Annotated in this window: 22 protein-coding genes and 1 pseudogene; 9 read left to right on the top strand and 14 right to left on the bottom strand. The window is 54.1% G+C overall.

All coding sequences use genetic code 11. The features are described from left to right. Window positions 1–92 precede the first annotated feature (92 nt). Window positions 93–2828, top strand: a complete 2736-nt coding sequence (locus tag FKN99_RS11910; protein ID WP_172118054.1) for a nitrate reductase — start codon at window positions 93–95, stop codon at window positions 2826–2828. Then, window positions 2788–3702: a uroporphyrinogen-III C-methyltransferase gene (gene cobA / locus FKN99_RS11905; RefSeq protein WP_172118053.1), complete on the top strand. Its 915-nt coding sequence runs from the start codon at window positions 2788–2790 to the stop codon at window positions 3700–3702. The genes FKN99_RS11910 and cobA overlap by 41 nt, the downstream gene beginning before the upstream one ends. On the opposite strand, the gene FKN99_RS11900 is transcribed toward cobA, so the two are convergent. Then, window positions 3667–4926 (bottom strand): MFS transporter, encoded by a 1260-nt coding sequence (locus FKN99_RS11900; protein WP_172118051.1) that lies wholly within the window; start codon window positions 4924–4926, stop codon window positions 3667–3669. The two genes, cobA and FKN99_RS11900, sit on opposite strands and share 36 nt — an antisense overlap. A 163-nt stretch (window positions 4927–5089) precedes the next feature. Between FKN99_RS11900 and dkgB the strand changes: the two genes are divergently transcribed. After that, window positions 5090–5899 (top strand): 2,5-didehydrogluconate reductase DkgB, encoded by an 810-nt coding sequence (gene dkgB, locus FKN99_RS11895; RefSeq protein ID WP_406565429.1) that lies wholly within the window; start codon window positions 5090–5092, stop codon window positions 5897–5899. A gap of 130 nt (window positions 5900–6029) precedes the next feature. Further along, the gene (arfA, locus tag FKN99_RS11890) at window positions 6030–6179 is read left to right on the top strand and encodes an alternative ribosome rescue factor ArfA (RefSeq protein WP_172118049.1); all 150 of its coding nucleotides are present in this window, start codon (window positions 6030–6032) and stop codon (window positions 6177–6179) included. Between the two features lie 78 nt (window positions 6180–6257). Here the strand turns inward: arfA and FKN99_RS11885 are convergent, their stop codons facing one another. From FKN99_RS11885 to FKN99_RS11870, 4 genes are all read right to left on the bottom strand, one after another. After that, on the bottom strand, window positions 6258–6503 hold the full coding sequence (locus FKN99_RS11885; RefSeq protein ID WP_172118048.1) for a hypothetical protein: 246 nt from the start codon (window positions 6501–6503) through the stop codon (window positions 6258–6260). 310 nt (window positions 6504–6813) lie between these two features. Then, window positions 6814–8664 carry an ABC transporter ATP-binding protein gene (locus FKN99_RS11880; protein WP_172118047.1) on the bottom strand — a complete coding sequence of 617 codons (1851 nt, stop codon included), beginning with the start codon at window positions 8662–8664 and terminating at the stop codon, window positions 6814–6816. 146 nt (window positions 8665–8810) lie between these two features. Beyond that, window positions 8811–9341, bottom strand: coding sequence for a chromate transporter (locus FKN99_RS11875; protein WP_172118046.1), 531 nt, complete (start codon window positions 9339–9341; stop codon window positions 8811–8813). Continuing rightward, window positions 9338–9895, bottom strand: a complete 558-nt coding sequence (locus tag FKN99_RS11870) for a chromate transporter (protein ID WP_172118045.1) — start codon at window positions 9893–9895, stop codon at window positions 9338–9340. Before FKN99_RS11870 ends, FKN99_RS11875 begins: the two co-directional genes overlap by 4 nt. 191 nt (window positions 9896–10086) lie before the next feature. Between FKN99_RS11870 and FKN99_RS11865 the strand changes: the two genes are divergently transcribed. Continuing rightward, window positions 10087–10755 carry a GntR family transcriptional regulator gene (locus FKN99_RS11865; protein WP_172118044.1) on the top strand — a complete coding sequence of 223 codons (669 nt, stop codon included), beginning with the start codon at window positions 10087–10089 and terminating at the stop codon, window positions 10753–10755. A 75-nt stretch (window positions 10756–10830) separates the two neighbouring features. Further along, a complete protein-coding gene (locus FKN99_RS11860; RefSeq protein ID WP_172118043.1) occupies window positions 10831–11406 on the top strand; it encodes a DUF1415 domain-containing protein in 576 nt (191 codons plus the stop codon). A gap of 201 nt (window positions 11407–11607) precedes the next feature. On the opposite strand, the gene FKN99_RS11855 is transcribed toward FKN99_RS11860, so the two are convergent. The 7 genes and pseudogenes from FKN99_RS11855 to FKN99_RS11825 form a co-directional block, all read right to left on the bottom strand. Next, complete coding sequence (locus FKN99_RS11855; RefSeq protein WP_172118042.1) at window positions 11608–12102, bottom strand: GNAT family N-acetyltransferase; 495 nt, start codon at window positions 12100–12102, stop codon at window positions 11608–11610. 134 nt (window positions 12103–12236) lie between these two features. Further along, the gene (locus tag FKN99_RS11850) at window positions 12237–13229 is read right to left on the bottom strand and encodes an LLM class flavin-dependent oxidoreductase (protein WP_172118041.1); all 993 of its coding nucleotides are present in this window, start codon (window positions 13227–13229) and stop codon (window positions 12237–12239) included. 167 nt (window positions 13230–13396) lie between these two features. Beyond that, a pseudogene (locus tag FKN99_RS11845) lies at window positions 13397–13571 on the bottom strand (short-chain dehydrogenase); the annotation flags it as partial. Window positions 13572–13586: 15 nt separating this feature from the next. Then, window positions 13587–14852, bottom strand: a complete 1266-nt coding sequence (locus FKN99_RS11840) for a nitrate regulatory protein (protein ID WP_172118040.1) — start codon at window positions 14850–14852, stop codon at window positions 13587–13589. Between the two features lie 108 nt (window positions 14853–14960). Then, window positions 14961–16313: an MFS transporter gene (locus FKN99_RS11835; protein ID WP_172118039.1), complete on the bottom strand. Its 1353-nt coding sequence runs from the start codon at window positions 16311–16313 to the stop codon at window positions 14961–14963. A gap of 304 nt (window positions 16314–16617) precedes the next feature. After that, window positions 16618–17637 (bottom strand): patatin-like phospholipase family protein, encoded by a 1020-nt coding sequence (locus FKN99_RS11830; RefSeq protein ID WP_172118038.1) that lies wholly within the window; start codon window positions 17635–17637, stop codon window positions 16618–16620. A gap of 85 nt (window positions 17638–17722) precedes the next feature. Continuing rightward, window positions 17723–18448, bottom strand: coding sequence for a murein L,D-transpeptidase catalytic domain family protein (locus tag FKN99_RS11825; protein ID WP_172118037.1), 726 nt, complete (start codon window positions 18446–18448; stop codon window positions 17723–17725). 105 nt (window positions 18449–18553) lie between these two features. Between FKN99_RS11825 and FKN99_RS11820 the strand changes: the two genes are divergently transcribed. Further along, window positions 18554–20194 (top strand): L,D-transpeptidase family protein, encoded by a 1641-nt coding sequence (locus tag FKN99_RS11820; protein ID WP_172118036.1) that lies wholly within the window; start codon window positions 18554–18556, stop codon window positions 20192–20194. Between the two features lie 144 nt (window positions 20195–20338). Here the strand turns inward: FKN99_RS11820 and FKN99_RS11815 are convergent, their stop codons facing one another. Beyond that, window positions 20339–22009, bottom strand: a complete 1671-nt coding sequence (locus FKN99_RS11815) for a peptidoglycan DD-metalloendopeptidase family protein (RefSeq protein WP_172118035.1) — start codon at window positions 22007–22009, stop codon at window positions 20339–20341. A 738-nt stretch (window positions 22010–22747) separates the two neighbouring features. Between FKN99_RS11815 and FKN99_RS11810 the strand changes: the two genes are divergently transcribed. Further along, window positions 22748–23668 (top strand): LysR family transcriptional regulator, encoded by a 921-nt coding sequence (locus tag FKN99_RS11810; RefSeq protein WP_172118034.1) that lies wholly within the window; start codon window positions 22748–22750, stop codon window positions 23666–23668. A gap of 83 nt (window positions 23669–23751) precedes the next feature. Continuing rightward, complete coding sequence (locus FKN99_RS11805) at window positions 23752–24753, top strand: glutathione S-transferase family protein (protein WP_172118033.1); 1002 nt, start codon at window positions 23752–23754, stop codon at window positions 24751–24753. 90 nt (window positions 24754–24843) lie between these two features. Here the strand turns inward: FKN99_RS11805 and FKN99_RS11800 are convergent, their stop codons facing one another. Next, on the bottom strand, window positions 24844–25326 hold the full coding sequence (locus FKN99_RS11800; RefSeq protein WP_172118032.1) for a PRC-barrel domain-containing protein: 483 nt from the start codon (window positions 25324–25326) through the stop codon (window positions 24844–24846). Window positions 25327–25390 lie beyond the last annotated feature (64 nt).

Genomic DNA, 25390 nt, shown 5'->3' with positions numbered 1-25390 from the left:
CGGTGCAGGTGTCCCTGAGACAACGGCGTCCAGGCAGGCTTTTTGTGAGGCTCGCTTGGGCGCTTTTTGCTTTTAAGCGGGAGGAAATCAGTATGTCCCAGGCCACACGCTCGGCTTGTAAAGCAAACACAACGTGCCCTTATTGCGGTGTCGGCTGCGGCGTAATCGCCACTGTGGCTAGCGGCACAATCAGCGCCGTTGAAGGCGACCGTGACCACCCCGCCAACTTTGGTCGGCTATGTGTGAAAGGCTCGGCACTTCACGAAACCCTCGGCCACCATGACCGGCTCACCACGCCCTGGGTCGATGGCCAAGCGGTTGACTGGAATGTGGCGTTAACCACCTTGGCAGAGCGGTTGCAAACAACTCGCGCAACTTACGGCGCTGAGTCAGTCGGTGCCTATCTTTCAGGCCAGCTATTGACCGAAGATTACTATGTGGCCAATAAGCTATTTAAAGGCTTTTTAGGCACGCCGCACCTGGATACCAACTCACGGCTCTGCATGGCCTCTGCCGTGGCGGCGTATAAACGTTCGTTGGGCGCGGATGCCGTTTCCTGCAACTATGAAGATATTGAAGAGGCCGAGCTGGTGGTGCTGGTGGGCTCGAATCTGGCCTGGAACCATCCAGTACTCTATCAGCGCTTGAAGGTCGCCAAAACGCGCAATCCGCTGATGCGGGTGGTGGTCATCGACCCACGCGTGACCGACAGCTGCGAAATTGCCGACCTTTACCTCGGCATCGCACCCGGCAGCGATGCGGTGCTGTTCAACGGTCTGCTGGCCTGGATGGCTGAGAATAACAAGCTGGATCAGCTCTATCTGGACCGCCATACACAAGGTTTCGACGAAGCGCTACTGGCCGCGAGCCACTGCGACATTAATGGCGTGGCGGCGATATGTGATATCGACCCAGAGCGGCTGGAGACCTTTTACTACTGGTTTGCCAGCCAACTCCATGTCGTGACGCTCTACTCCCAGGGCGTCAATCAATCCACAAGCGGTACTGATAAGTGCAACGCGATCATCAACTGTCATCTGGCGGGCGGCAAAATCGGCTTGCCGGGGGCGGGGCCTTTCTCGATTACCGGCCAACCCAATGCCATGGGCGGGCGTGAAGTGGGTGGGCTTGCCAACCAGCTGGCCGCGCATATGGATTACCACACGCCCGGCGCCCTCAGGCGAGTCACCCGCTTCTGGGCGACGGAAACGTTAACGCCTGAATTGCCCCAGGCGCCTGGCTATAAGGCGATTGAGCTTTTTGAAGCAGTTGAGTGGGGCGACATAAAGGCGCTGTGGATAATGGCCACCAACCCGGTGGTCAGCTTGCCGGATGCCGCCCGCGTGCGGCGTGCGCTTGAAAAGTGCCCACTGGTAATTGTGTCTGAGTGCGCCAGCCATACCGACCTGCTGGCGTACGCCGATATCATTCTGCCCGCGACGGGGTGGTCTGAAAAAGACGGCACGGTGACCAATTCCGAGCGGCGTATTTCACGGCAGCGTGGTTTGCTACCTGCGCCTGGCCAGGCACGTCACGACTGGTGGATTATGTGCGAAGCCGCCAAACGGTTGGGCTTTCATGAGGCGTTTGACTATAACCATCCCCATGAGATTTTTGATGAGCACGCGCGCCTTTCCGGCTTCGAGAATGAGGGAGAGAGCAAACGGCTATTCGATATTTCCGGCCTGGTGGGACTTGGGCGCGAGGGCTACGACGCGCTGGCGCCTATTCAGTGGCCGGTGACGTCTTCAGCGCCTCACGGAACGGCGCGGTTATTTGAAGATGGCAAGTTTGCCACGCCTGATGGGCGCGCCAACTTCATCGCCATAACGCCGCGCTTGCCGGAGCAACGCTTAAGTGACGCCTACCCGCTGCGCCTGAACACCGGGCGTATTCGTGATCAGTGGCACACCATGACGCGCACGGCGCGTGCGCCCCGGCTAATGAACCATCGCCACGAGCCGTTTATTGAGCTCCATCCAGACGATGCTGCGAACTATGGCATTGGCGACCAGCAACTGGCAGTATTGTCCGCCGCCAGTGGCGAGTACCGGGGGCGCGTGCGAATCTCGAATGCCCAGCGGCGTGGCGAGGTGTTTATTCCCATGCACTGGAGCGATGCGTTCAGTAAATCGGCGCGTAGCGGTGCCATGCTAAAAGCTTTGACCGACCCTGTGTCAGGCCAGCCAGAAGCCAAGCACGGCGCTGTGGCGCTGGCACCGCTTGAAGCAGCTTGGGAGGCAACGCTGTTGATTGCCCATCCATTAGGGGATAATAGTCAGGAAGTGCCCCCGTGGTGCAGAAGCGATTATTGGGCACGCGTACCCATGCAGGGCTGTCAGCGTTGGCAGCTGGCTGATGCAAAGCCGGTACATGATTGGCTGGCGCTACTCACTACGTGGCTACCCGAAGGGGCTTCTTTGTGGTGTGAAGACAGCGGCAATGGCCGCTTGCGCGCTGCGGCTATTGTGCGGGGCAAACTGCGCTGGTGGCTGATGGTCGGCCCGCCGCGCGAATTGCCCGGGCTTGCCTGGCTTGAAGCGCGTTTTAACGAAACAGCCATCAGTGATAAGCACCGGCGCCGACTGCTGGCGGGGTGCGAAGATGGCGCTGCGGATACCGGCCCCGTAGTATGCAGCTGCCACCAAGTGGGCCAGGCGGCGATTGTTAATGCTATTCGTGCCGGTGATACCAGCGTTGAAGCGTTGGGCGCACGGCTTGCTTGCGGAACCCAATGCGGTAGTTGTTTGCCTGAATTGAAGTCCCTGATTGAAGAGGAGCGTTCACATGCGCGTGCTAAGCAAGCGTCTACTACAGAAGTGGCCTGAGGCCACGTTGTGCTTTACGCAGCGCGTGCTGTCGCCGTTCCAGCGTTCCCCACGCAGCGCCTCAAGCACTCCTTCGCTTAAGCTACGCGGCGAATGCACGGCTGGGCATGTGTATCTGGTTGGTGCGGGCAGTGGTGATATGGAGCTGTTAACGCTGAAAGCCGCGCGGCTGTTAATGCAGGCCGATGCTATCGTGTATGACCGTTTGGTAGGCGACGATGTGTTAGGGCTGGTTCCGCTTTCCGCTGAGCGTTACTACGTTGGCAAGGCCAGCGGCCATCACAGCATGCCGCAAGCGGAAATTGGCACCTTGATGGTCAAATTGGCAACCGCCGGCAAATCGGTGGTGCGCTTGAAAGGCGGTGACCCCGGCATATTTGCGCGTATGGGCGAAGAGCTTGCCGCCCTGGCGGATGCCAATGTGCCCGCACACATTGTGCCCGGGATTACTGCGGCGTCTGCCGCCGCCGCAAGTTTGGGGATTCCGCTGACCGACCGGGGCCACTCTCAGCAACTGCGCTTTATTACTGCACAGCTATGCCGTGAGGGCGGCGCGCCCGACTGGCAAACCCTGGCCCGTCGCGATGAAACCCTGGTATTTTATATGGGGCTTTCCAAGGTAGAGGCCATTTGCACAGGGCTACGCCAGGCGGGACTGCCCGATGAGTGGCCGATCATGCTGGTCGCCAATGCCAGCCTGCCCGAACAGCAGGCATTGGTGGGTACGCTTAATGATATGCCCCAGCGCCTGGCGGATCATCCGCTGCCGTCACCCTGTGTGATTCTGGTGGGCAGCGTGGTCAGTATGGTCGCGAGCAGCCCCGCTAATATGCTTGCTTCAGCGGGCATCATCGAAGCGGTCGACCCGACATAGCGTCGGGAACAGACGCATCCACAGGCCGACCACCGCCAGCGTGCCTACGCCGCCAATTACCGCGGCGGGCACTACGCCAAACCCGGCGGCCATGCTGCCCGCGCGGAACTCGCCTAACTCATTGCTTGAGCCAATAAACAGCATATTGACGGCATTCACTCGGCCGCGCATTTCATCCGGCGTGGCTAGCTGAATCACGGTGGTGCGTACATAAACGCTGATCATATCGGCCGCACCCGCCACCAGCATGGCGATCATCGACACCCAGAACAGGGTGGAGAACGCGAACACTAGATTCGCCAACCCGAACACGGCCACGGCGGCAAACATCACATGCCCGGCGCGTCGCTTGATGCCGCGAACGCCAAGATAAAGCCCCATCAATAATGCACCCACCGCAATTGCGCTGCGCAGAGCACCCAATCCTTCAGGGCCCACATGCAAGACTTCCTGAGCGTAAATGGGCAGCAGTGCCACGACGCCGCCCAGCAGCACGGCAAACAGATCCAACGAAATGGCGCCCAGAATAATCGGCTGATAGCGGATATAACGAATACCTGCGGAAAAACGCTTCCAAGCGGTACTTTCCAATACCTTGGCTTTCTCGACATAGCGCACCGGTACCAGCACCAGTAAGGCCAGCGCGACGATAAAGCAGCCCAGGCACACGGCGTAGGCCAGACTACCGCCGCCCATGGCGTAAAGCACGCCGCCCAGCAATGGCCCGCTGATCACGGCGACTTTCATGATCGAGCTATTCAGCGCAATGGCCTGGGCCAACTGAGTGCGGGGCACAATGTTGGGCAACATACTTTGCAGCGTGGGGCCGGTAAACGCCCGAGCACAGCCAAACAGAGCCAGCACAGCATAAAATTCAATAACGCTGCCATGATTGGCCTGCGCCAATAAAAGCAGCAGGGCGCTACAGATACCCTGTACCGCCCAACTGAGTTGTAGGATGCGCTTGCGCGGAAAACGGTCGACCACATCGCCTGCGGGCAGCAGTAAAATCACCATAGGCAGAAACTGCGCAAGCCCCACGTAGGCAAGCGACATGGCATCGCGGGTAATGTCATATACCTGCCATGCCACCACAATGGCTTGAATTTGCATGGCAAAAACGGCAGCAAGGCGAGAGAGAAGAAAGCTTAAAAAGCCCGGCTGGCGGTGAATGGGAAGCAGCGGGGCATCGGTCGCTGCAAGTGTGTCGTTATCGGGGGGCATGGGCGGTATCTTGGTTAGCAAGAGAATGTTAGCAAGCGAATTTTCATAATTCTATCGCTTATGGCGCCAAACGTGGTATGGGCTTTTTTGAATAGGTGGTTGAAGTCACGCGGTGGCCGCCCCATGTTAATTAACACGCTATCAATAGAAAAGGATGTTAATGATGCAAAAGGTTATGCCTAACCCCGGCTTTGGTACTTTTCGCCTGGAAGGCGATACGCTTAAAGAGAGCATCCATGCGGCGCTTGAAGCAGGCTATCGCCATATCGACACCGCTCAGTTTTACGGTAATGAGAAGGGCGTTGGTGAAGCGATTCGTGACAGCAGCGTACCGCGTGGCGACATTTTTCTGACCACCAAAGTGTGGTTCGACAACCTGGCGCCGCAGCGCTTGAAAGAGAGTGTTGATGAAAGCCTGGAAAAGCTCGGTACCGATTACGTTGACCTACTGCTGATCCACTGGCCATCGCCGGATAACGAAGTGCCGATGGAAGAGTACCTGGCCGCTTTCAAAGAGGTGAAGGCACTGGGTAAGGCGCGCCACATCGGCGTATCCAACTTCACTATTGAACAGCTTGATAAAGCGGTGGAGATTTTGGGTAAAGGCGAAATCCTCACCAATCAGATTGAAGTGCATCCTTTCCTGCAAAACCGCAAGCTGGTTGAGCGCTGCGAGCATCACGGTATTCAGGTAACGGCCTTTATGCCGCTGGCGGTGGGTAAGGTAATGGACGATGCCACGCTCCAGCAGATCGCGGATGCGCACAGCGTAACGCCTGCGCAAATCGCCTTGGCCTGGGTCAATCAGCGCGACATGATCACCATTCCTTCTTCCACCAAGGCGCGTAATATCCAAAGCAATATTGCCGCGTTTGATCTTGTATTAAACGACAGTGAAATGGACGACATTGCCAAGCTGGACCGCAAGGAGCGCATCGCCAACCCTGACTTTGCACCTAAATGGGATGAGTGATATTAAATGAGCGCATGGGAACGTTAGGCATCTCATAATGTCATAGCGGTGCCTGCACAAGCAGGCACCGCTATTTATATAGCTTTATTTTATACAGCTTTTAAATAAATCCGCTTTACAGGAAGACTCCATGAAGCAACACAAGATTCGCGACAACGCGCTCAAAGCACAGCTACGAACCCCCATGTTCAAGATGCAGCAGCAAACGCCCAAAAAAGGTAAAGGCAGCTACTCCCGTAAAGGGCGCAAGGCCCTGCGGGGGTATCGCCAAGCCGCTTGATAAAGCGTTTTGGCAATACTTCTGCGTGGCTTTATCAAAACAGAACGCCCCGACCACTTCCTGTGGCCGGGGCGTTGGCTATGTCAACCGGCTCCCGCAGTGGGGACACGTTTCATAAGCATTGCGATTATCAGCCTGATGACGCTGTGTGCGGGCGGCCGCTTCTTCTACGCCATGAATTGAGACCAGTTGGCCGTGCTCCCAACGTAAGCCGATATCGTTAAGCAGGTGAGCATCGTGTAGACGCCGGTCTGTAGGCAGGCGGCGCTGTATGCGGTGCTTTCTTAGAATTTTGAACAAGTTACGGGTAAGAGTGATTGCCATGAGTTCGGTCTCCATACATTCATTGGGAGGCCGGACGGGCTTGCGGTCAGTCGTTAAGAGAAGGGCGGGTTTTAACTGAGACTGGCCGCGAGATCGTCGCGGCCAGTGATAACTCTCTTACTCTGGCGCACGATGACAATAAGCACTCGCCACGTTATGCATAACGCGGGGTAGCTTATTGGATCGTGTGACGCGGATTTGCCAGCGCATGATAGTTTCTCGGTTAATACAGCGAGTTAAAACAAAGAGGTTGCCTTCAGCAGGCAACCTCTTTGTTTTAACGTATTGATAAAAATGCTGCAACATTTACTTAGCGATAGCCTTTCGCCTGCAGATGAAATAAGTGAGCATAACGACCATTGATAGCCAATAATGCCTCATGCGTGCCGCGTTCAATAATCTCTCCTTGGTCAATAACGAGGATGAGATCCGCATTGCGGACGGTTGAGAAGCGGTGCGATATGAGAATCGTCATTTTATTGTGGCTATGCTGCCGAAACCTTGTAAATACGTCGGCTTCAGCGGCGGCGTCCATCGCAGCGGTGGGTTCATCCAGCACTAAAATATCGGCCTCTTCGCGCATGTAAGCGCGCGAGAGCGCTATCTTTTGCCACTGCCCGCCAGAGAGTTCCTGTCCATCCTTAAACCAGCGGCCCAACTGAGTGTTATAGCCTTGAGGCATGCGTTTGATAAAACTGTCGGCCATGCCATTGCGAGCGGCCTGCTGCCAGCGCGCTTGATTATTAAACGCCTGGGTGTCGCCCACGCCCAGATTTTCGCCAACCGGCAATTGATAGCGGACAAAGTCCTGAAAAATAACCCCGACGCGTTTGCGTAGCGCACTGTTTTCCCAGTCACGAAGATCACTGCCATCCAGCAGAATTCGCCCCGCTGTAGGGTGATAAAGCCGCGTTAAAAGCTTAATGAGGGTGGTTTTTCCGGAGCCGTTTTCGCCGACCAGGGCAAGGCTTTGACCGGGAGACAGGTGCAGTGAGATATGCTGCAATACCTGCTTGCCGCCTGGGTAAGCAAAGCTTACATCTTCAAAGCGCAGCCCGTCGCCGGGAAGCGTGCCTTGCAAGCGCGTGCCGCCTTCCTGCTGGGTAGGTTGTTCCAGGTACTCGTAGAGGTTGGAGAGATAGAGATTGTCTTCGTACATGCCACTGATGGCGGTAAGGCTTGCAGAAAGCGCAGACTGGCCCTGTTTAAACACCATCAAGTACATGGTCATCTGACCCAGCGTGATAGCACCTGCAATCGTCTCAACCACTACCCAGCCATACGCTGCGTAGAACGTTAGCGTGCCCAGCAAGCCAAGCAAGAAGCCCCAGCCCTCGCGGCGGAGTGCCAACCGCCGGTCTTCGCGAAATAGTCGGTTGAAAATATCGCGATAGCGTTGCAAAAAAAGCGGCTCAAGGCCAAACAGTTTGACTTCTTTAATGCTGTCTTCGCGGGCCAGTACGGTTTCCAAATAGCCCTGCATACGCGTTTCGGGTGAGCGCCTGCGAAACAAGCGAAATGCATCACCTGAAAACTTGGCTTCTGAAACGAACACCGGTAGGGCGCCTGCCGCTAGAATCAGCAGCGCCCAAGGGGAAAACTGCACAAGCAGTACACTAAAACTGACCAGTGAGATGGCATTTTGCAGCAGCCCGAAGGTTTTATTAACCAGCGCTAAAGGCCGCGTGGAGGCTTCACGGCGAGCACGTGTTAATTGGTCATAAAGCTCTGAATCCTCGAACTGGCTTAATGATAGCGTGCCTGCTTTTTCTAAAATCATGACATTGACTTTCTGGCCCAGCAGGGCGCGAAGCAGCGACTGCTGAGCAGAAAGCCCGCGTTGGGCCAGTGCGATCAAGGCGATGACGAGAGCCTCTAACGCCACAAGCTCAAGCACCGGCATAATAATAACCGTCAGGTTAGCGGAAGGGTTGTCGCGATAGGTGTCCATTGCATTGACGACGCCATCAATGATCAGTTGGCCCACCCAGGCACCCGCCGCAGGCAACACGCCAGCCACCAGCGTGCAAAGCGCCAGCCCGAACATCATCCAACGGGAGGTTTCCCAAACAAGGCCCAGGGCTCGCTTGCTGTAGCGAAACACGTTGAAAAAACCGTTAACCGACGGGGCGTTACCAGAGGTGGAAAACAGTGGGGGCATAGGGAGTTAACATGAACCGAGAGCGAAAGAAGCTATTATGATGCGTGGGTTGCGTCGCAATAGCCACTCCAACCGCCGGCGCTTTAATAGCGCGCGGCGGTTGAAGCTGGAGAAGAAGATGAACACAGGCTCTTTTTGTACAAACCTTAGGGAAGGATAAAGGCGCCGTACACAAGCGCACCCATCACCACAAACGCGGGATGAACGCTGAACCGTACCAGCGCAATCGCGGCAATGGCGCCGATAATCAGCGTATGTGCCCACCCTGCGCCATTAACGCCTTCAAGGAAAAAGCCCAACGTTAACCAAGCCATCATAATGGCGATTACTGGGCGTACCCATTGGCTCATACGCTTGACTTGGGGCGACTCGCGATGGCGGTACAAAAGCCCTAGTGCGGCAATCATCAGCAGTAGTGAAGGCACAACCGTTGCCGCTATCGCGACGGCGGCACCGCCGATGCCGGCCACTTCATAACCCACGTAGCCGGCCATTTTAGTAGCAATCGGGCTAGGCAGCGCGTTTCCAAGCGCAAGCGTTTCCGCAAACCCTTGAGACGTCATCCAGCCATAGCGGCCGACTACTTCGGCTTCAAGCAGGGGGATAATGGCTGGGCCACCGCCGTAGCCAACAATGTTCGGGACAAAAAATGCCAGGAAGAGCTGCCAATAAATCATGCTGAGCGCTCCGCTTTTTTAGCCGTGGAAGGGCGTAACAGCGCCGCCAGCAAAATCGCGCCAATAATAAAACCGGGGTGAATGCCTAGCCAATAAATCAATAGGCCAGCGGTAATCGCCATTAGGCTACTGACAAGCCAGCCTAGCGCCTTTTGCGATTTATCAAAGAAGTCCCAAGCCAGTTGCCCCATCATCACCATGACGACGGGCACCACGGCTTGCCCCATCCCACGAATCCAGGCCACATCCCGATACCGACTAAAAACGCCCAGCATGACCACCATGGCAACTATCATAGGGAAGCAAACAGCAAGTACCGACGCTATACAGCCACTAATGCCGCCTACACGATAGCCGATATAACCAGGCATTTTAGTTGCGATAGGGCCAGGCAAGGTGTTGCCAATGGCTAATATGTCGGCAAACTCTTCGTCCGTCAGCCATTGGTGGCGTGTAACGACTTCTGCATGTACCAGCGGTATCATTGAGGGGCCGCCACCGAAACCAAAAATACCGACGCGAAAGAAGGCCCAGAACAGGGCTGTCTGTTTCATCAGCGTGTCACGCTATGGTAGGCAGGCCGAAAACGGTAGTAGATGCGTTGAAAAACCATATTTTCTCTTTATATCGTTTATATGTAATAAAATCGATTATTTTTCAGGGTAGAATAATATAATCAAGAGCGTTAGCAGGCGTCAAACGGAATAAGTGATATGCGCTCACCGGTGGATGAAAGGACCCTACCATGAACCAGTACGTTCAGCCCTCCACAACAACAGCATCTAGCCGTATTTACGATATTTTACGCAAAGACCTGGTTAATGGGCGTTTTGCTGCTGGCGAAAAGTTGGCAATCAATGCGCTTAAAGAGCTGTATCAAGTGGGCTTAAGCCCCTTGCGTGAAGCGTTAAACAAGTTGGCCGCCTATGGTCTGCTGATACAGGAAAATCAGCGCGGTTTTCGGGTGCCGACTCTTTCACGCAGTGAACTGGATGATATTGTAAAAACGCGCTTGGCCTTGGAAGGTATGGCATTTGAACAGGCAATTTCGCTGGGGGATGCGGCGTGGGAGGCAAACCTTCTCGCGGCAGAGCATCGCCTGAAATGTGCCGACATGACGCTGGATAATGACGATGAGTGGGAGCGATTGCATACCCAGTTTCATCGCACGCTGGTCGCATCGTGCGGCTCTATATGGTCGCTGCGGTTTATTGAACAGCTGCACGATCAATTTGATCGGTACCGGCGCTTGGGCCCCAAAATGCCGGTCATTCGCCAGGAGTTGGATCAGCAGCACCATGAGCTAGTGGCGCTTGCTTTAAAGCGCGATGTGAAAGCAGCGCGAAAGCTTCTTGATGAGCATATCCTTAAATCCTATGAGGCTGCGCTAACGTGCTTTGCGCAGCACGGCTAAAAGCATCAGCTAAGCCATCAGCGATCAGTGTACACTGGCGCGTACTAAACACGATAAAGCGGATGTAAAAGAGCGATGCAATATTCAGATAGTGATGTCATTGAGCAAACGTTGAGCTGGGTGCGCAACTTTATTGTGGCTGAAAACGTATGTCCCTTTGCTCAGCGAGAAGTAGAGCGTGACACTATTCGTGTGGGCGTCGTACGCTCAAAAAAGCTTGAGGTGGCATTGGAAGAGCTGATGGTCGAAGTGCAGTGGTTGGATGAGCATCCGGAAACAGAAACCACGCTGCTGGTCTTTCCCACGCTTTTTAAGCACTTTGACCACTATCTGGACTATGTAGAACTGGCAGAAAGCATGCTGGCCGAACAGGGCTATGAAGGTGTTTATCAGCTGGCGACTTTTCACCCGGACTACTGCTTTGAGGACGCCACGCCAGAGGACGCTTCGAACTACACCAACCGCTCACCCTACGCAATGGTGCACCTATTGCGCGAAGCGAGCGTTGAAAAAGCCATTGAGTTTTATGGTGATACCTCGGTCATCCCGGAACGCAATGTGGCGCACTTGAGCGCGATGGGAAGCAGTAGGGCAGAGCGCTATCTTCAGGATGCATTAGTGCAACGGGCATCTACGGGTAAAACGCCATAACGCCTTATTCGTGTTGTTTATGTAAAGCTCAAACGCCCTTGCTTTGGATCGATTGTTGCGCTTTTCTCTGCGGGTATGCCAAGCGCCGCCACTGTCATCAACATGACAACGAGAAAACCTAATGCATCTCCCAGAGCATGGTTCGTTGGGGTGGTTGTGATATCGATAAAGCTATGAAAATTAATATTTTAGTCGAATAAGTTATAAGAATTTATGCATCACGTAGCTGTCTACGAGTCCTTGTGTTGCGTGACAATAAGCTTTCGGCACCGTGCCCACAATACTAAATCCTAAACGCTGCCAAAGCGCTACCGCTGCCTCGTTCGTGGCAACAACAGCGTTAAACTGCATGGCTTTAAAGTCATGGGTGCGGGCTAGTTGCTGAGAGTGTTCACACATCGCGCGCGCAACGCCTTTACCGCGGGCAGCAGCGGTGACCATATAGCCGCAGTTACACACATGGCCACCCGGGCCTGCCGCGTTGGCTTTGAGGTAGTAGCTTCCCACCAGTTCGCCTGCTGAATCTCTGACGGCATACGTGGCTTTGGGGACTTGGCACCATAGTGAGTAGGCCGCCTCGTAGCTAATGTCGGGGTCAATGGCATAGGTGTATTGTTCCGCCACAATCGCCTTAAAAGTGGGCCAGAAAATAGCGAAGTCGTCTTGCGTCATCAAGGTGAAGGTAAGTGTAGACATGGTTAATACCTGGTAGAGATAAGCCGAGTAGCATGTGAGGGGCGTGAATGGTACCAGGCCGCAGCGATGCCTGCGGCTGTCAACATGGAAGGGGCATCTGCGCTTGAGGCCCCTTAAGTGGCTGTACGTTGCGCTTATTTTGCTACGTGAGCAACGATTTCGTAGCTGCGCACGCGGTCGGCATGATCAAAAAAGTCACTATTAATCATTAACTCATCGGCGCCTGTACGTTCCTGAAAGTCTTCAAGTCCTGCTTTAACTGTTTCTGGACCACCAATAATCGCGGCACCCAGGAACTGGTTGACTTGCGACTGCTCCATGGGTGACCAGTCCAACTGCTCTACCGGAGGCTGCGACTGAGTCGGCTTGCCACGGATCAGGTTCAGAAACTTCTGCTGGGCGGAGGTAGCAAGGTAGTGCGCCATGGCATCATTCTCTGCGGCCATCACCGGCAGCCCGACCATGGCATAAGGCTTATCCAGATGCTCAGACGGGCGGAAGTTATCGCGGTAGAGGCGTAACGCTTCAAATAGGTAGCCGGGTGCAAACTGCGCCGCAAATGCAAAGGGCAGGCCCAGCCTGGCGGCCAGTTGGGCGCTGTAGCCGCTTGAACCCAACAGCCAGATAGGCACGTTAGTTCCTTGGCCAGGTACCGCTTTCACCTGCTGGCCGGGCTCTGCATCACCCAGGTAGCGACGCAGCTCGCTTAGTTGCTCGGGGAAATCATCTACGCCCGCATGCATGCTGCGCCGCATGGCACGCATAGTGGCACCGTCAGAACCGGGCGCCCGCCCAAGTCCCAGGTCAATGCGCCCAGGATAGAGCGTTTCCAGCGTGCCAAACTGCTCAGCAATCACAAGCGGAGGATGATTAGGCAGCATTACCCCGCCCGAGCCCAGCCGTATAGTGGAAGTGTGGCCTGCCAAATGGCCAATCAGAACGGACGTGGCGGCACTGGCGATTCCAGGAATGTTGTGATGTTCGGCAAGCCAGTAACGGGTATAGCCCAACTGCTCGGCTCGCTGTGCCAGTGAAACGCTATCCCGGAACGTTTCAGCAGCGCTGCCGCCTTGGCGTATAGGGGCAAGGTCGAGTACAGAGAGCGCGGTCGAAGAGAGTTGGCTCATATTTCACCTACTAATAAAGACGTGGAGCATGCTTAAAGATTTGGACGCGTAGGCAATGAGGCGGCACGCGGTTAAATCATTAGCACGCTTGTTAGTAGAGTGTATGCGGGCTATGAAGGCCAAATGCAAGGAGCAGCCCTTTTGGGCTGCGTAACCTGTTTGATCGGTTAGTCACTCGGCGGGGTGGGGCGAACCAGGATCTCGTTAACGTCGACATGAGCCGGTTGAGAGAGCGCATAAATAACCGCGTTGGCAATATCGCGAGCTTCCAGCGCCGTTTCAGGCGGTTCATCAAAAAAAGGGCGTATTGACCATGCCTGGCTCAATCAAACGAGGTGACATCAGTGGATGGCCCGTTTAGCGTGAGTATGCTGGAGCCTCTTTGAGCATGGAGGAGAGGTCGAGAATGGCTTGCGCCATGTCTGCCATGCTTTTGCTTTGATCCATTGATGTCTTGCGAAGGAAGCGGTAAGCCTCCTCTTCACTCATTGATTGGTGCGCCATAATAAGCCCTTTCGCGCGTTCAATAAGCTTGCGCTCGCGCAGTGCCTTGCGGGTATTTTCCAGCTCATCGCTTAACCCTTGTAGGCGGCTGGACTGGGCCTGGGTTAACGCTATCAAGGAGCGGCCAAGCGGTGAGGTCAGCGCGCTGGCCGTTAAATCACCCAGCGGCTGAGGATGGTTAAGGGCCAGTAACGGTTCGCACGGCGTGGGTTTATGCGCGTAAGGCTTGGCTTTGGTCTGCTCAAGCGTTGCTTCTGCCTGGTGTATTTTTCGATAGCAAAGTGCGGCTAGTTGTACGTTTAACGTATCTTCGACGCTTTTGATTGCGTCAATGCGCAGCGTGGTTAGCTCGTACCAGGTTTCACCCAGCGGGTTAGACGCTATGTGCGGCGACGCTGGCTGGCAGGCGGCCTCGCGCAGCTGTTGAATACCGGTTAGCGTGCTGATTGAAACGGCTTGCTGCCAGGCAAGCGCGGCGTCTGGCGTAGCAAATTCGATAAAAGTGTCAAAACAGCGCTGCTGGTCGTTAACCAGTTGGCCGAGAAGTTGGCGGTGACTGTCATCAAAATGGCCAAGGGTATAGCCAAAGGCGCCACAGGCACGCTCTTGTCCGGCCAGCTCCTTGCCTTGCATGAGATGGAAAATAGCCACCAGCGCGAGGGTAATATCTGGATCGTCTGAAGTGTCGGCAGCTTCGAAGACAATCGCTAACAAACCGCCAATAAGGTGATTAAAGGCTTGGGTGGCGGCATCGGGAGAAATAGCAACGTTATCAATGGCGCTGCGCAGTGCGCTTAAGTCGTCCAGGGCGTTCCACATGGCGGCTATTCGGCGCAGCAGGCGCGCCGCTGCCTGTGGGCGTGCTTCTTGGCTTAGCGCCTCTAAGCGCCTGCGCATCAGCGCTTCGGCCTCTTTGCTCTTGTTAATATACGTCTGGCGGCGTGTTTTAAAGCGCTGACCTTGAGAGGCAAGGTAAATCGTTGAGGCACCGCGTTCGCGCTGAAGCACATGGATAAAACGGCTAATATCCGCAACGATTTCCGAGGCCGTCGCTAAATAACGAAAATTGTCGATATCGCAACGAATGGCGGTTAAGAGTAGCTGCTGGGCAGATGACATAACGATTTCCTTTTACTCGCCGCGTTGCCCCTTCTCTCATGGCTGGCTTGCGCCGGAGAGTAGGGGGCTGCTTGAGCATAATGCCTGGCGTTAACTTAATGCCTAGCGTTAACGTAATGAAAGGGCCCCCGCACCGGTATCATCGCCCACGGCGTCACGGTAAGCGTTTGCTTCTTGTGCTTCCGTTACGTCGTTAAACCGAACGACTAATACACACGAGGCCAGTACCAGCACGGTCACGCCCAAGTAAAATAGCCCTTGTTGATAGCTTAAGCTTTCACTGCGAAACAGAAAGGCGGCCGAGACGGCGCCGACATTGCCGCCTGCACCCACAATCCCGGCAACTGCGCCCAAGGCTTTTTTATTGATAAACGGCACGACACCGAACGTGGCGCCTTCGGCCATTTGTACGAAGAGGCTAAACACCAGCATGATGCCAATGGCCAGGCTTAGAACGTGCATTTGCGAAAAGGCGACCAGCGCAATGCCTTCACAAACCAGCGCAATAAATAGCCAGCGCACACGTCCTTTTAACCCGCCCTGTTTGGCGAACAGATCCGAGAAAACACCACCCAGCGTGCGGGCAAAAATATTCATCAACCCAAAAAGCCCTGCAATCATGCCAGCCATTGCCAGCGTTAAGTCGAATTTGTCGAAGAAGTAGATAGCTGCAATATTGTTGATCGTAAGTTCAACACCAAAACAGAGTCCATAAACCACAAACAGTGCCCAAACGCGGATATCTTTCGCCGCGGCTAAAAAGCTTTGAGTGGCGCTGTTCTCGCCCGTTGCCTCGGGTAATTCTCCCCGTGCGCGCAGGTCACTAAAGTTGCCGTCAGGCGCATCCTGCGTGAGAAACCAATAACCTAGCCCGGTGATAAACATCACAACGCCGGGCACGACCATGGCAAGACGCCAGCCGAGCGCTTCGTTAACACCCAGCATCAGCATTCCCGCAAAGATAAGCGGCATAAGAATTTGCGTGGTACCGCCGCCCAGATTACCCCAGCCCGCACTCGTTGCATTAGCGGTGCCCACGACATTCGGTGCAAACATCATGGTGGTGTGGTACTGCGTAATCACGAACGAGGCACCGATAGCGCCAATAGCTAAGCGGGCAAGCAGGAACGTCTCAAAACTATTGGCAAAGCCGATGCCCATGACCGGAAGGGAACCTAAAATGAGCAGGCCCGTGTAGGTTTTGCGCGGTCCTAACCGGTCACACAGCAATCCGATCAGGAGCCGTACGATAACGGTAATCGCGACAGACGCGATGATCGTGTTGCCAATTTGTGTCTGTGTCAGGGAAAGGTCATCGCGCACCACCGCCATAAGTGGTGCGATGCCGAACCAGCCAAAAAAACAGATATGAAAAGCAAACCACGACAAGTGGAAGGCACGCATCTGAGGCGTGGAGAACGTTAGCAGTCGAATACGATTGGCTTTATTGCGTATGTCCATGGGATGGCCTCACAGGATCTTAACCAGTTGAGCATCACGCAACGCCAAATCGCTCTGTTGCGTTACGTGTTCACGAGAACATGCCTTCGTCATTGAAGGTCAGGCTCGACGCACTCGTACCCGGTTGGGCCTGGTCTACGCCTACCATCACAAGAGATAGTTAAGCAATTAATTCGCCATCGGGGATTTTTATAAGCCTTATCAGTTGGTTACTTTTTATAGGCCGAAGATTTACAGAAAGAGGAACAGCCCCATGCGCTGTTGATGGGCATGCCGTAGGCGGCATGCATCACAATAGTGCTGTTTAGTCGTGCAGGTAAACGGCGTCGATATCCAGCGTTGAGTGGTTGCCGATTGCCTCGAAGTGCTCATCCAGCCAGCGCTGCGCGGCGTCTCGGCCTTGTTCAAAAAGATGTGAAAGAAACGGCCATTCCGAATTCATCTTGCTGGAAACGGAAAGGTTTTCCAGCGCTTGCTCGCCGCTAATACGGTGAAAGAGTGCCTGCTGGTAACAGTTGTTGATCCCTTGCTCTTCCAGGGCGTGTTGCAGCAGCGCAATCATACGTATCTCTTTAATCAGTGCGGCGTTAAAGGTAATTTCATTAAGTCTGTTCAGGATGGATGACGCACAGGTCGGCACTGAGTCGCGGCTAATAGGATTAATTTGTACCAGCAGGATATCGCGTGAACTGCACTCCTCCATTAAGGGAAACAGCGCAGGATTGCCCATGTAGCCACCATCCCAGTAGGCCTCGCCATCAATTTCAACGGCCTGGAACACCAAGGGTAAACAGGCAGAGGCCATCACAGCATCAAGACTCATCTCTTCACGACGAAAGACACGCTGTTTGCCCGTGCGCACATTGGTAGCCGCCACAAACAGCTTAAGCTGCTCGCATTGGCGCACCCGCTCGAAATCAATGTGTGCATCAACGATGTCACGCAGTGGGTTAACGTTTAACGGGTTGAATTGATAGGGCGAGATCAGGCGCGTCATAAGGTCCATCGCGATATAGCCTGGCGAATGATCAAGGCTCCAGTTGCCGGTCCAGACATCCATCGGCGAACGACGTACCGGGCTTGCCATACCCGCGCGACTGACCGCCTGCCAAAAATCCGTCAGTGCTTGCCTGGCTAACGGCTTGCCGCCCCTGGTAAGGGCATCGGCCATCACCACGCCATTCATGGCACCGGCACTGGTGCCGCTAATACCTTCTATTTCGATGCGCTCATCTTCAAGCAGGCGGTCAATGACGCCCCATGAATAAGCGCCGTGTGCCCCGCCGCCTTGCAATGCGAGATCCAACTTCTTGACTTGAGTCATAAGGCCTCATGCGTTAGTTAGCTTATTCATGCTGCACTGCTTCTCAGCATGGCATAAGAACCGACACATGCCACCAGGCGCGAATTTAACGTTGCGCTAAATGGGGGGCACCTGGCGTTTGGCAGCGTAAGAAATTTGAGCTGGCGAGCCACTCCTCATCGGGGTAATAGGCAAACACATACTGATCATCTCTTAAGCTATCAATCAGCGGGTAAGTGATATCCTGGCGTACAGCGGGGCAGCCATGGCTGCGGCCGAGGCGGCCTGTTTGCGCGATAAAGTCATCGCTAACATAGTCGGCTCCGTGAATCACAATGGCACGCTCGTAGGCGAGGTCATTGACCTCGGGTTCCAGCCCGTTAAGCCTAAGGGAGTAGCCGTTGCGTCCGTAATAGCTATTCATGGTACGAAACAAGCCAAGACTTGATTGATAGCTTTCGGGGATATTCGAGAAGGCGTCGGCTTGCGCATCACCAGAACCCTGGCCATGGGAAACCAATTCCTCAAACAGCAGCGTGTGCTGGCGCAGATCAAAGACCCACATGCGCCGCTCGGTGGAAGGCAGTGAATAGTCGATAACTGCCAGCCGCTCGACATCGGGGTCCGCACAGCTAAGCGCTTGGGCGGCAAGGCGCAGCGCTTCTGGGGTAGCCGAAGGCGCTAATTGAAGCAACTGATGATTAAGCGATAACACACCGGGAGGGGGCGTTGAGGCGACATCAGAAAAGAAACTGCTCGCGTATAAAGGGAGGCTAATGAACGCGAAAGGTAAACAGCATGACAACGATAGTGGGCGCAAACGGGTTACCATACAGAGCAATCCTGCTGACAAGAGCGACGACGAAAAACAGTAAACGGCTATGATGAAAGTAAGCATGCCGCGAATGGGAATTCATAGTAACGCAAGGAGAGGGTGATGAACGAGATGCAGTCACTAAGACAATGGGCGATAGGGGCCGCTCTAGGTCTAGCACTGTCCCATATCCCTTTCGGTTTAACACCGGCGTATGCGGCCTCTGAGCCGCTTAAACAGGCACTTATACAGCGCTTGGCGGCTGAAGATCAGGCGTCGCTGCCGATCCGTGAATTTTATCAATTGCGTAATGAGCAGCTAGCCTGGCGCGAGGCTTCATCGGTTGAGGCGTTAGCCAATGCGCTTAACCTGCTTGAAAGTGATGGTTTGACCCCTAGTGACTACCGTGCCGATAGATTGTTGAGCGCCTTCCAGAGTAGCCAGAACGCTGGAGAGTCCGCTCAGGCTGCGTTTGATATTCAGGCAACGTCGTCGCTGTTGTTGGCGCTCGATCACCTGGAGCGTGGCAAGGTCAACCCGCGTGACGTTGAGCCGAATTGGGATGCCCCACGCCCTGAGCGTCGCTACTCGCTGGCTCGCGTTGCTCAGGCCGTTGATGACCAGGCATTGGAGCGCGCCTTTGAGCTGGCTCGTCCAGCCTCAAGTGAGTATCAGCAGTTGCGAGAGGCGCTCAGCCGCTATCGTCAGATGGCCACGCTAGGCAGCACCCCGTATTTGCCGTCGCGCGAAGACTCGCTGCGCCCGGGTGATAGGGATGATGACGTAATCCTGCTGCGCCAACGCCTGGCGATGTGGGGAGAAGATGGCCTGGTCTCGGCAGACAGCAGCGCCTATCCCATGATTGGCGTTCAGGCGCCAGGCGGCGATAGACGCACCTTTGATACTGAACTCGAAATGGCCGTAAAACGCTTTCAGCGGCGCCATCAACTAACCGCCGATGGCGTCGTCGGCGATCGTACTCGCTTGGCGCTTAATGCACCTGCCGCCTCACGTGTTGATCAGTTGCGGGTTAATCTGGAGCGTGCTCGCTGGATAGGCCCCCAGCAGTCTAGTGAGCCGCGGGTCTGGGTAGATATCGCAGGCTACCAGTTGCACTATATTCGGCCAAACGGCCAGCAGTGGAATGCCCGGGTGGTCGTTGGGTCGCCGCGCCGTGAAACGCCTATTATTCACTCATCCATCAGCCACCTAACGATCAATCCCAGCTGGACGATTCCGCCTACCATCCTGCGTGAAGATGTTCTGCCCCGGATACGTCAGAACACCGACTATTTAGCCCAGCATAATATGCAGGTGATCAATATGTCCGGTGCGCAGCTAGACCCCGCCGAGGTCGATTGGCAACGCCCTGGGGGCGTTATGTTGCGCCAGGTAGCGGGGAGCAGTAACCCTTTGGGTCGGGTAGTGGTGCGCTTTCCCAATAATGACATGATCTATTTACACGACACGCCAGCACAGGGGCTTTTCCAGCGTGATCAACGGGCATTGAGCTCGGGCTGCGTACGCGTCGAAGGGGTGCGCGAATTTGCCCAAATGCTTTTGCAAGATAGTGGCAGTCGTTACCAGCTCAGCACGCTAATAAATAGTGGTGGCAGCGACCGTAATGTGAACTTGCCTCAGCGCATTCCTGTTGCACTACATTACTTGACCGCATGGCCCAACGCCCAAGGGGAAGTGGAGTTTCGCACGGATATCTACCGGCGCGATGCGTCACTATTGGCAGCGCTCCAGCGTTCTGTATGAACGTAGAGGGCAGGCCAGCGTGTAGATAGCGCAAGGTGCGTGGCTACCGTTCAGAGGGTAAAAACGACAATGCCGCCCTTGGGGGCGGCATTGTTATAGGGTGTTAAAGCTTGGATTACAAAACTTGGATTACAAAAACCTGGATTACTCAGTATCGCTTTCTGACTGGTAGCCCGCCACGCTAATCGTGCCGGTTTCGCCACTTTCAAGCGCAGCAAGCATCGGCTCGGCTTGGCGTTGGAAGGCAATTAGTGTGTCGCCGTTTAAGCCCATGTTTTCAGGAAGGTCTATCGTCATTGCATTAACGGGCGAGTTATTAACGATGACCTCGTAATGCAGGTGAGGGCCTGTACTGCGGCCAGTGTTACCCGAAAGCGCGATGCGCTCGCCCATGGTGACGCGTTGGCCCTGGCTTACCAACTGCCGGGACAAGTGCAGGTAGCGCGTACGATAGCCATTGTCATGGCGGATAATAATATAGCGGCCTGCGGCTGGATGGTTGGCAATTTTCTCAACACGGCCATTGGCGGGGGCAGTCACCGGCGTACCAATAGGCATTGCAAAGTCAGTACCGTTGTGTGGGCTGATCCGACCCGTTACCGGATGTTTACGGCGTGGATTGAAACCGGAGCTAAGGCGGTAACTGCCGTCAAAGGGGTAGCGTGCAAAAGAGGGATCCAGGCTATTGCCTTCGGGCGTATAGAAATTATTGTCGGTGGCATTACGTACGACAGTGAGGTCCATGCGCTCTCCGGCATACTTTACTGCTAGTACGCGGGAGCCCAGCGTTTCGCCATCAATCATGTCGGACTCAACCAGCACCTGGAATTGGTCGCCACGGCGACTGTCCCGGCGAAAATCAAGTTTCTTCTCTAGCAAGTGAGTAAGCTCGGTAACCGAGCTGCTGCTCAAACCTGTTGCCTGAGCTGAACGGGCGAAACTACCGCTAACACTACCCGCAAAAAGGCGTTGAACCGGCTCACCCTGTCGCTCAATAGACGTAATGGCGAAACTGTCAGTATCGCTTTCTATTAATACCCCGTCGCGCATGTTTTTCATCATGCGAAGCGCAAGCAGGCGGCCGTCCTCATCTAGCTGGTAGTCGAAGCTGTGGCCTGCACGCCAGTTTGTCAGCATTTGAGATTCTGGCATGTCATCCAACAGTGCCAGTACTTCGCTATAGCCTAGCCCCAGCTCATCTTGTGCCAGAACGGCAAAGGTTTCACCTGGCTCAACAAGGTGGGTCTTCCATTCAGGGACATAGGGCTCTTCAGCAGCCAGTTCCAGCTCAAGAAAAGAGACGTCATCGAACAGATCAATGCCGTAATCTTCATAAGAAGTAGCATCTGCGATTTCGACAGAGGACGACGGATCGATATCGAGCATGCCGCTTGAGAGTGTGCCTACGACAATAGACATATGCAGTGCGCCGTTATCGATTGCGCTATCGTTGAGTACTGCACTGGGCGGCTGGTGTTCTGCTACCGCCGCATCCGCACTAGAGATAAGATCAAGATCAACGATTTCTGTTGCCGCTAAATCGCTAAGGGGAATATGTTCGCGGGTGGCATCAATGGCCCTTGAGGCGCGATTGATGGCATCAGCAACCGGCGCTCGTTCCTGACCAAGGGAAGGAAGACCTGGCGCTGAATCGCTGGGAAGCGGTACTAACACGCTTTCAAGCGGTGTATGGGGTTGGTTTAAATCGTGATACGTTGTAATTAATTTTTGTGCGCCCAGCACAGTGACCATTGTAGCCACAGGTAACAGTAACAACTTATGCGTGCGGGGCAGCGAATGAAGGATTCGCAACATGGGTAAATAGACCGCCGAGTTCGTGATCGAAAACGAATATGAAAGTAAACAAACCCCGGAACCATACCCCATGGAGCAAAAGGTGCATAGACTGTATATCTATACATAAAAGATACTTTTGCTATATGAGCATAAGTAAATGGCAGATATCACTGTTTGTGAACACTGTTTGCTAACAAAGGTAAATAAAAGCTTGGATAAAGCGAGTCGGCTACCTCTGTGTATTGCATACTTCTGATCATGAAAAACATGAGAATTACTAACCTAGTCATAGACAGGAAGGGAATGGTGTAGAGGTTTTGTGGCGGTTAGGAGTGTCGGGTAAGTAAGGTCTAATAGGAATTATTATTATTGTTGTTTGAAAACAAGCGCTTAAGCTATTGTTAATATTAGTTAAGAATTTTTAGGTTGGGCGAAGATAATACCGTGAGCCGTGGATACTGTCTGTCAGACTTAAGGCGGGGTTAATCTTGACGTTTTTTTTGTAACAAAAGGTTAATTGCGGGTTTTTTTAGCGTTTTAACGTGGTTAGGGCGTTGGCCAGACGAGCAATAGAGCGCGCTGCGTATTTGAGCGACGCAGATAAAACCAACATGCACTGGCAGGCCGGCTGTATTGTGCCGGATGGCGTAAATAAGCACTGAATAAGCGGTACTTTTTATTGATTACTGGCATTCTAGTGAGATTTTTTCGAAGATTAAGCGGATTGTATCGCTGTATAGCATCGAGGAAATCGAAATGTCCCGGGTAACACTTGCGCAATGGCAAATGCTGGCAGCCGTGGTAGACCATGGAGGATTTGCGCGTGCAGCGGAAGCGATCCATAAAAGCCCCTCTACGTTGAACCATGCCGTTCATAAGCTGGAAGAGCAGTTAGGTGTTCAGGTGCTTGAGCCGGTTGGGCGTCAGGTACGCTTGACGGAGGCTGGTGAGTTACTGCTGCGCCGCGCACGTCAATTGGTAGAAAGCGCAGCCTCTTTAGAAGATGTGGCGTCAAGGCTGGCGGCAGGCCTGGAAGCTGAAATTATCGTGGCAATCGAGCAGATATTCCCAGCGGCGGTCCAGGCGAAGGCACTAGAGCGTTTCTCGGAAGAGTATCCTCAAGTACGCGTGCAGCTATATGAGAGCGTACTCCACGGTGGAATTGAAATGCTCTATGACGGCCGCGCAGACCTCGTGGTTTCGGGTATATCGGCGCAGGGGTTTTTAGGTGAGCCTCTGGTGCTCGTTCGCTTTATTGCGGTTGCCCATCCGGACCATGCTCTACACCAGTTGGGGCGGTCATTGGACCTTCGCGATCTGGCACAGCATCGCCAGTTGGTGGTTCGTGACTCAGCCTTGCGTCAGCCTTTGGATGCAGGGTGGTTAAAGGCCGAGCAGCGTTGGACGGTAGGTCATTTGAACACCTCTCTGGATATGTTAAAGCGTGGCCTAGGGTTCGCTTGGATGCCTGAATCCCATATTACAGAAGAGCTAGCGCGTGGCGAGTTAAAGCCATTGCCGCTTCCGGCGGGTGGCACACGCGAAGTGCCTGTTCAGATGATTTTTCGGGATCGTGATCGTGCAGGGCCTGCCGCTCATGCTATGGCGGCTGCGTTAAAGCAAGCGGTCGAAGAGCTCTATTCCCATGGTTCGATTATCTCGAATGAAGCACCGTAAAACATCCGCTTGAGCATCTGCGCACCGGGGGTATGCTGAAGGTAGCGTCGTCAGATATTTATTACCCTTTTAGGAGATGCCTTATGGGCTTGCTTGTTAATGGTGAATGGCACGACCAGTGGTACGACACGAAAAAGAGCGGCGGTGAATTTGTCCGTGAGTCTGCTCAGCTGCGTGATTGGGTCGGCGATCAACCGGAAACTGACGGGGCCTGCTATCCCGCTGAAAAGGACCGCTACCATCTATACGTTTCGTTAGCCTGCCCTTGGGCGCACCGCATCCTCATAATGCGTAAGCTAAAAGGGCTGGAGTCGTTGATAGGTGAGTCGCATGTGAGCCCTTTGATGCTAAATAAAGGGTGGACCTATGAGCAGAATGAAGGCTCAAGCGGTGATGCCGTTAACGGCGTTGATTACCACTATCAGCTATACACCATGACTAACCCCACCTATACCGGTCGGGTAACGGTCCCGGTGCTCTGGGATAAAAAGCGAAGTGCCATCGTTAATAATGAGTCGGCCGACTTGTTACGTATATTGAATGTCGCGTTTGATGATCTTACTGGCAACCATTTGGATTTTTATCCGGAGGATTTGCGCGAACAGATCGACCAAGTGAATGCCGATGTCTATGACCATATTAACAACGGCGTTTACAAGACCGGTTTTGCCACCGAGCAGAATGTGTATGAAAAGCATGTTCATGCGCTGTTTGAAGCACTAGAGCGTGTGGAAAAACGTTTGGGTAACCAGCGTTATCTGGCGGGTGAGTGGCTAACAGAAGCGGATATCCGCCTGTTTACGACGCTGATTCGTTTTGATGCCGTGTATTACGGCCATTTCAAGTGTAATTTCAAGCGTATTGAAGACTTTCCCAATTTGTCCAATTATGTGCGCGAGATCTACCAATGGCCGGGGGTGGCTGAAACGATTGATATGGGCCATATAAAACGTCACTACTACTACAGCCACGATACGATTAACCCAACACGTATTGTACCTGCTGGGCCGCTGCTTGACTTTGAACGCCCCCATGATCGAGAGCGCCTGCCAGGGCGTGGGGTACGTTCTAAGCAGAGCGCTTAGGCAGCTTGTTCAGCACAGCCGGCCGCTGCAAACCAGAAGACCGCCGAAAAGGCGGTCTTCTGTTATTACGTTAGCTGATGATGGACGGTGTTAATCGTGATTTGATATGGCTTCACGTGTTGATTGCCAAGCGCTTTGTGCGCCATCGCGGGTAGTCTCCCACGCATCACGAGCATTTACTTTCGTTTGTTCCCACCAGTCATGGTTGTAGGTCGGAAATTCTTCAACTTCTTCGTGGGTTGCATCAAGAATAATGCGGTGCTCGGTATCCCCGTCGCTCTCAGTGTGGGTTTCAAGCGAGAAGTAGTCAGTGCCTACAACGATCTCACGACCACCAAGGCCTAATACGGCGCCACTCTCAATGACCAGCGCATTGATACGCATCTCTTCATCGAACAGAATATTATCGACTTCACCGATCTCATCGCCGGACCCGTTGTTGAAGTAGACGTCAGCGTCAAGGATATCTTTAGCGGAGTACATGCCTTGGGGCTCTTCTGACGCTTGCACTCCGAAGGCCAGGCTGCCTAACAGGGCGGTACCGATAGCGGTGGTTAACATTGTCTTACGCATAGCTTCTCTCCATGTGGCTAAAATACAGAATGGTCAACATTGGCTGCCCATTCATCGCTAGTCG

The sequence above is a fragment of the Halomonas hibernica genome (genome assembly GCF_013183775.1).
Taxonomy (GTDB): Bacteria; Pseudomonadota; Gammaproteobacteria; order Pseudomonadales; family Halomonadaceae; genus Vreelandella; species Vreelandella citrativorans.
This window is presented reverse-complemented; position numbering and strand designations above follow the sequence as displayed.

What these genes read in the sequence shown, in the direction of transcription:
- FKN99_RS11910 (WP_172118054.1), top strand. Translation starts at nt 93, where the DNA reads ATGTCCCAGGCCACACGCTCGGCTTGTAAAGCAAACACAACGTGCCCT.
- cobA (WP_172118053.1), top strand. Translation starts at nt 2,788, where the DNA reads ATGCGCGTGCTAAGCAAGCGTCTACTACAGAAGTGGCCTGAGGCCACG.
- FKN99_RS11900 (WP_172118051.1), bottom strand. Translation starts at nt 4,926, where the DNA reads ATGCCCCCCGATAACGACACACTTGCAGCGACCGATGCCCCGCTGCTT.
- dkgB (WP_406565429.1), top strand. Translation starts at nt 5,090, where the DNA reads ATGCAAAAGGTTATGCCTAACCCCGGCTTTGGTACTTTTCGCCTGGAA.
- arfA (WP_172118049.1), top strand. Translation starts at nt 6,030, where the DNA reads ATGAAGCAACACAAGATTCGCGACAACGCGCTCAAAGCACAGCTACGA.
- FKN99_RS11885 (WP_172118048.1), bottom strand. Translation starts at nt 6,503, where the DNA reads ATGGCAATCACTCTTACCCGTAACTTGTTCAAAATTCTAAGAAAGCAC.
- FKN99_RS11880 (WP_172118047.1), bottom strand. Translation starts at nt 8,664, where the DNA reads ATGCCCCCACTGTTTTCCACCTCTGGTAACGCCCCGTCGGTTAACGGT.
- FKN99_RS11875 (WP_172118046.1), bottom strand. Translation starts at nt 9,341, where the DNA reads ATGATTTATTGGCAGCTCTTCCTGGCATTTTTTGTCCCGAACATTGTT.
- FKN99_RS11870 (WP_172118045.1), bottom strand. Translation starts at nt 9,895, where the DNA reads ATGAAACAGACAGCCCTGTTCTGGGCCTTCTTTCGCGTCGGTATTTTT.
- FKN99_RS11865 (WP_172118044.1), top strand. Translation starts at nt 10,087, where the DNA reads ATGAACCAGTACGTTCAGCCCTCCACAACAACAGCATCTAGCCGTATT.
- FKN99_RS11860 (WP_172118043.1), top strand. Translation starts at nt 10,831, where the DNA reads ATGCAATATTCAGATAGTGATGTCATTGAGCAAACGTTGAGCTGGGTG.
- FKN99_RS11855 (WP_172118042.1), bottom strand. Translation starts at nt 12,102, where the DNA reads ATGTCTACACTTACCTTCACCTTGATGACGCAAGACGACTTCGCTATT.
- FKN99_RS11850 (WP_172118041.1), bottom strand. Translation starts at nt 13,229, where the DNA reads ATGAGCCAACTCTCTTCGACCGCGCTCTCTGTACTCGACCTTGCCCCT.
- FKN99_RS11840 (WP_172118040.1), bottom strand. Translation starts at nt 14,852, where the DNA reads ATGTCATCTGCCCAGCAGCTACTCTTAACCGCCATTCGTTGCGATATC.
- FKN99_RS11835 (WP_172118039.1), bottom strand. Translation starts at nt 16,313, where the DNA reads ATGGACATACGCAATAAAGCCAATCGTATTCGACTGCTAACGTTCTCC.
- FKN99_RS11830 (WP_172118038.1), bottom strand. Translation starts at nt 17,637, where the DNA reads ATGACTCAAGTCAAGAAGTTGGATCTCGCATTGCAAGGCGGCGGGGCA.
- FKN99_RS11825 (WP_172118037.1), bottom strand. Translation starts at nt 18,448, where the DNA reads ATGGTAACCCGTTTGCGCCCACTATCGTTGTCATGCTGTTTACCTTTC.
- FKN99_RS11820 (WP_172118036.1), top strand. Translation starts at nt 18,554, where the DNA reads ATGAACGAGATGCAGTCACTAAGACAATGGGCGATAGGGGCCGCTCTA.
- FKN99_RS11815 (WP_172118035.1), bottom strand. Translation starts at nt 22,009, where the DNA reads ATGTTGCGAATCCTTCATTCGCTGCCCCGCACGCATAAGTTGTTACTG.
- FKN99_RS11810 (WP_172118034.1), top strand. Translation starts at nt 22,748, where the DNA reads ATGTCCCGGGTAACACTTGCGCAATGGCAAATGCTGGCAGCCGTGGTA.
- FKN99_RS11805 (WP_172118033.1), top strand. Translation starts at nt 23,752, where the DNA reads ATGGGCTTGCTTGTTAATGGTGAATGGCACGACCAGTGGTACGACACG.
- FKN99_RS11800 (WP_172118032.1), bottom strand. Translation starts at nt 25,326, where the DNA reads ATGCGTAAGACAATGTTAACCACCGCTATCGGTACCGCCCTGTTAGGC.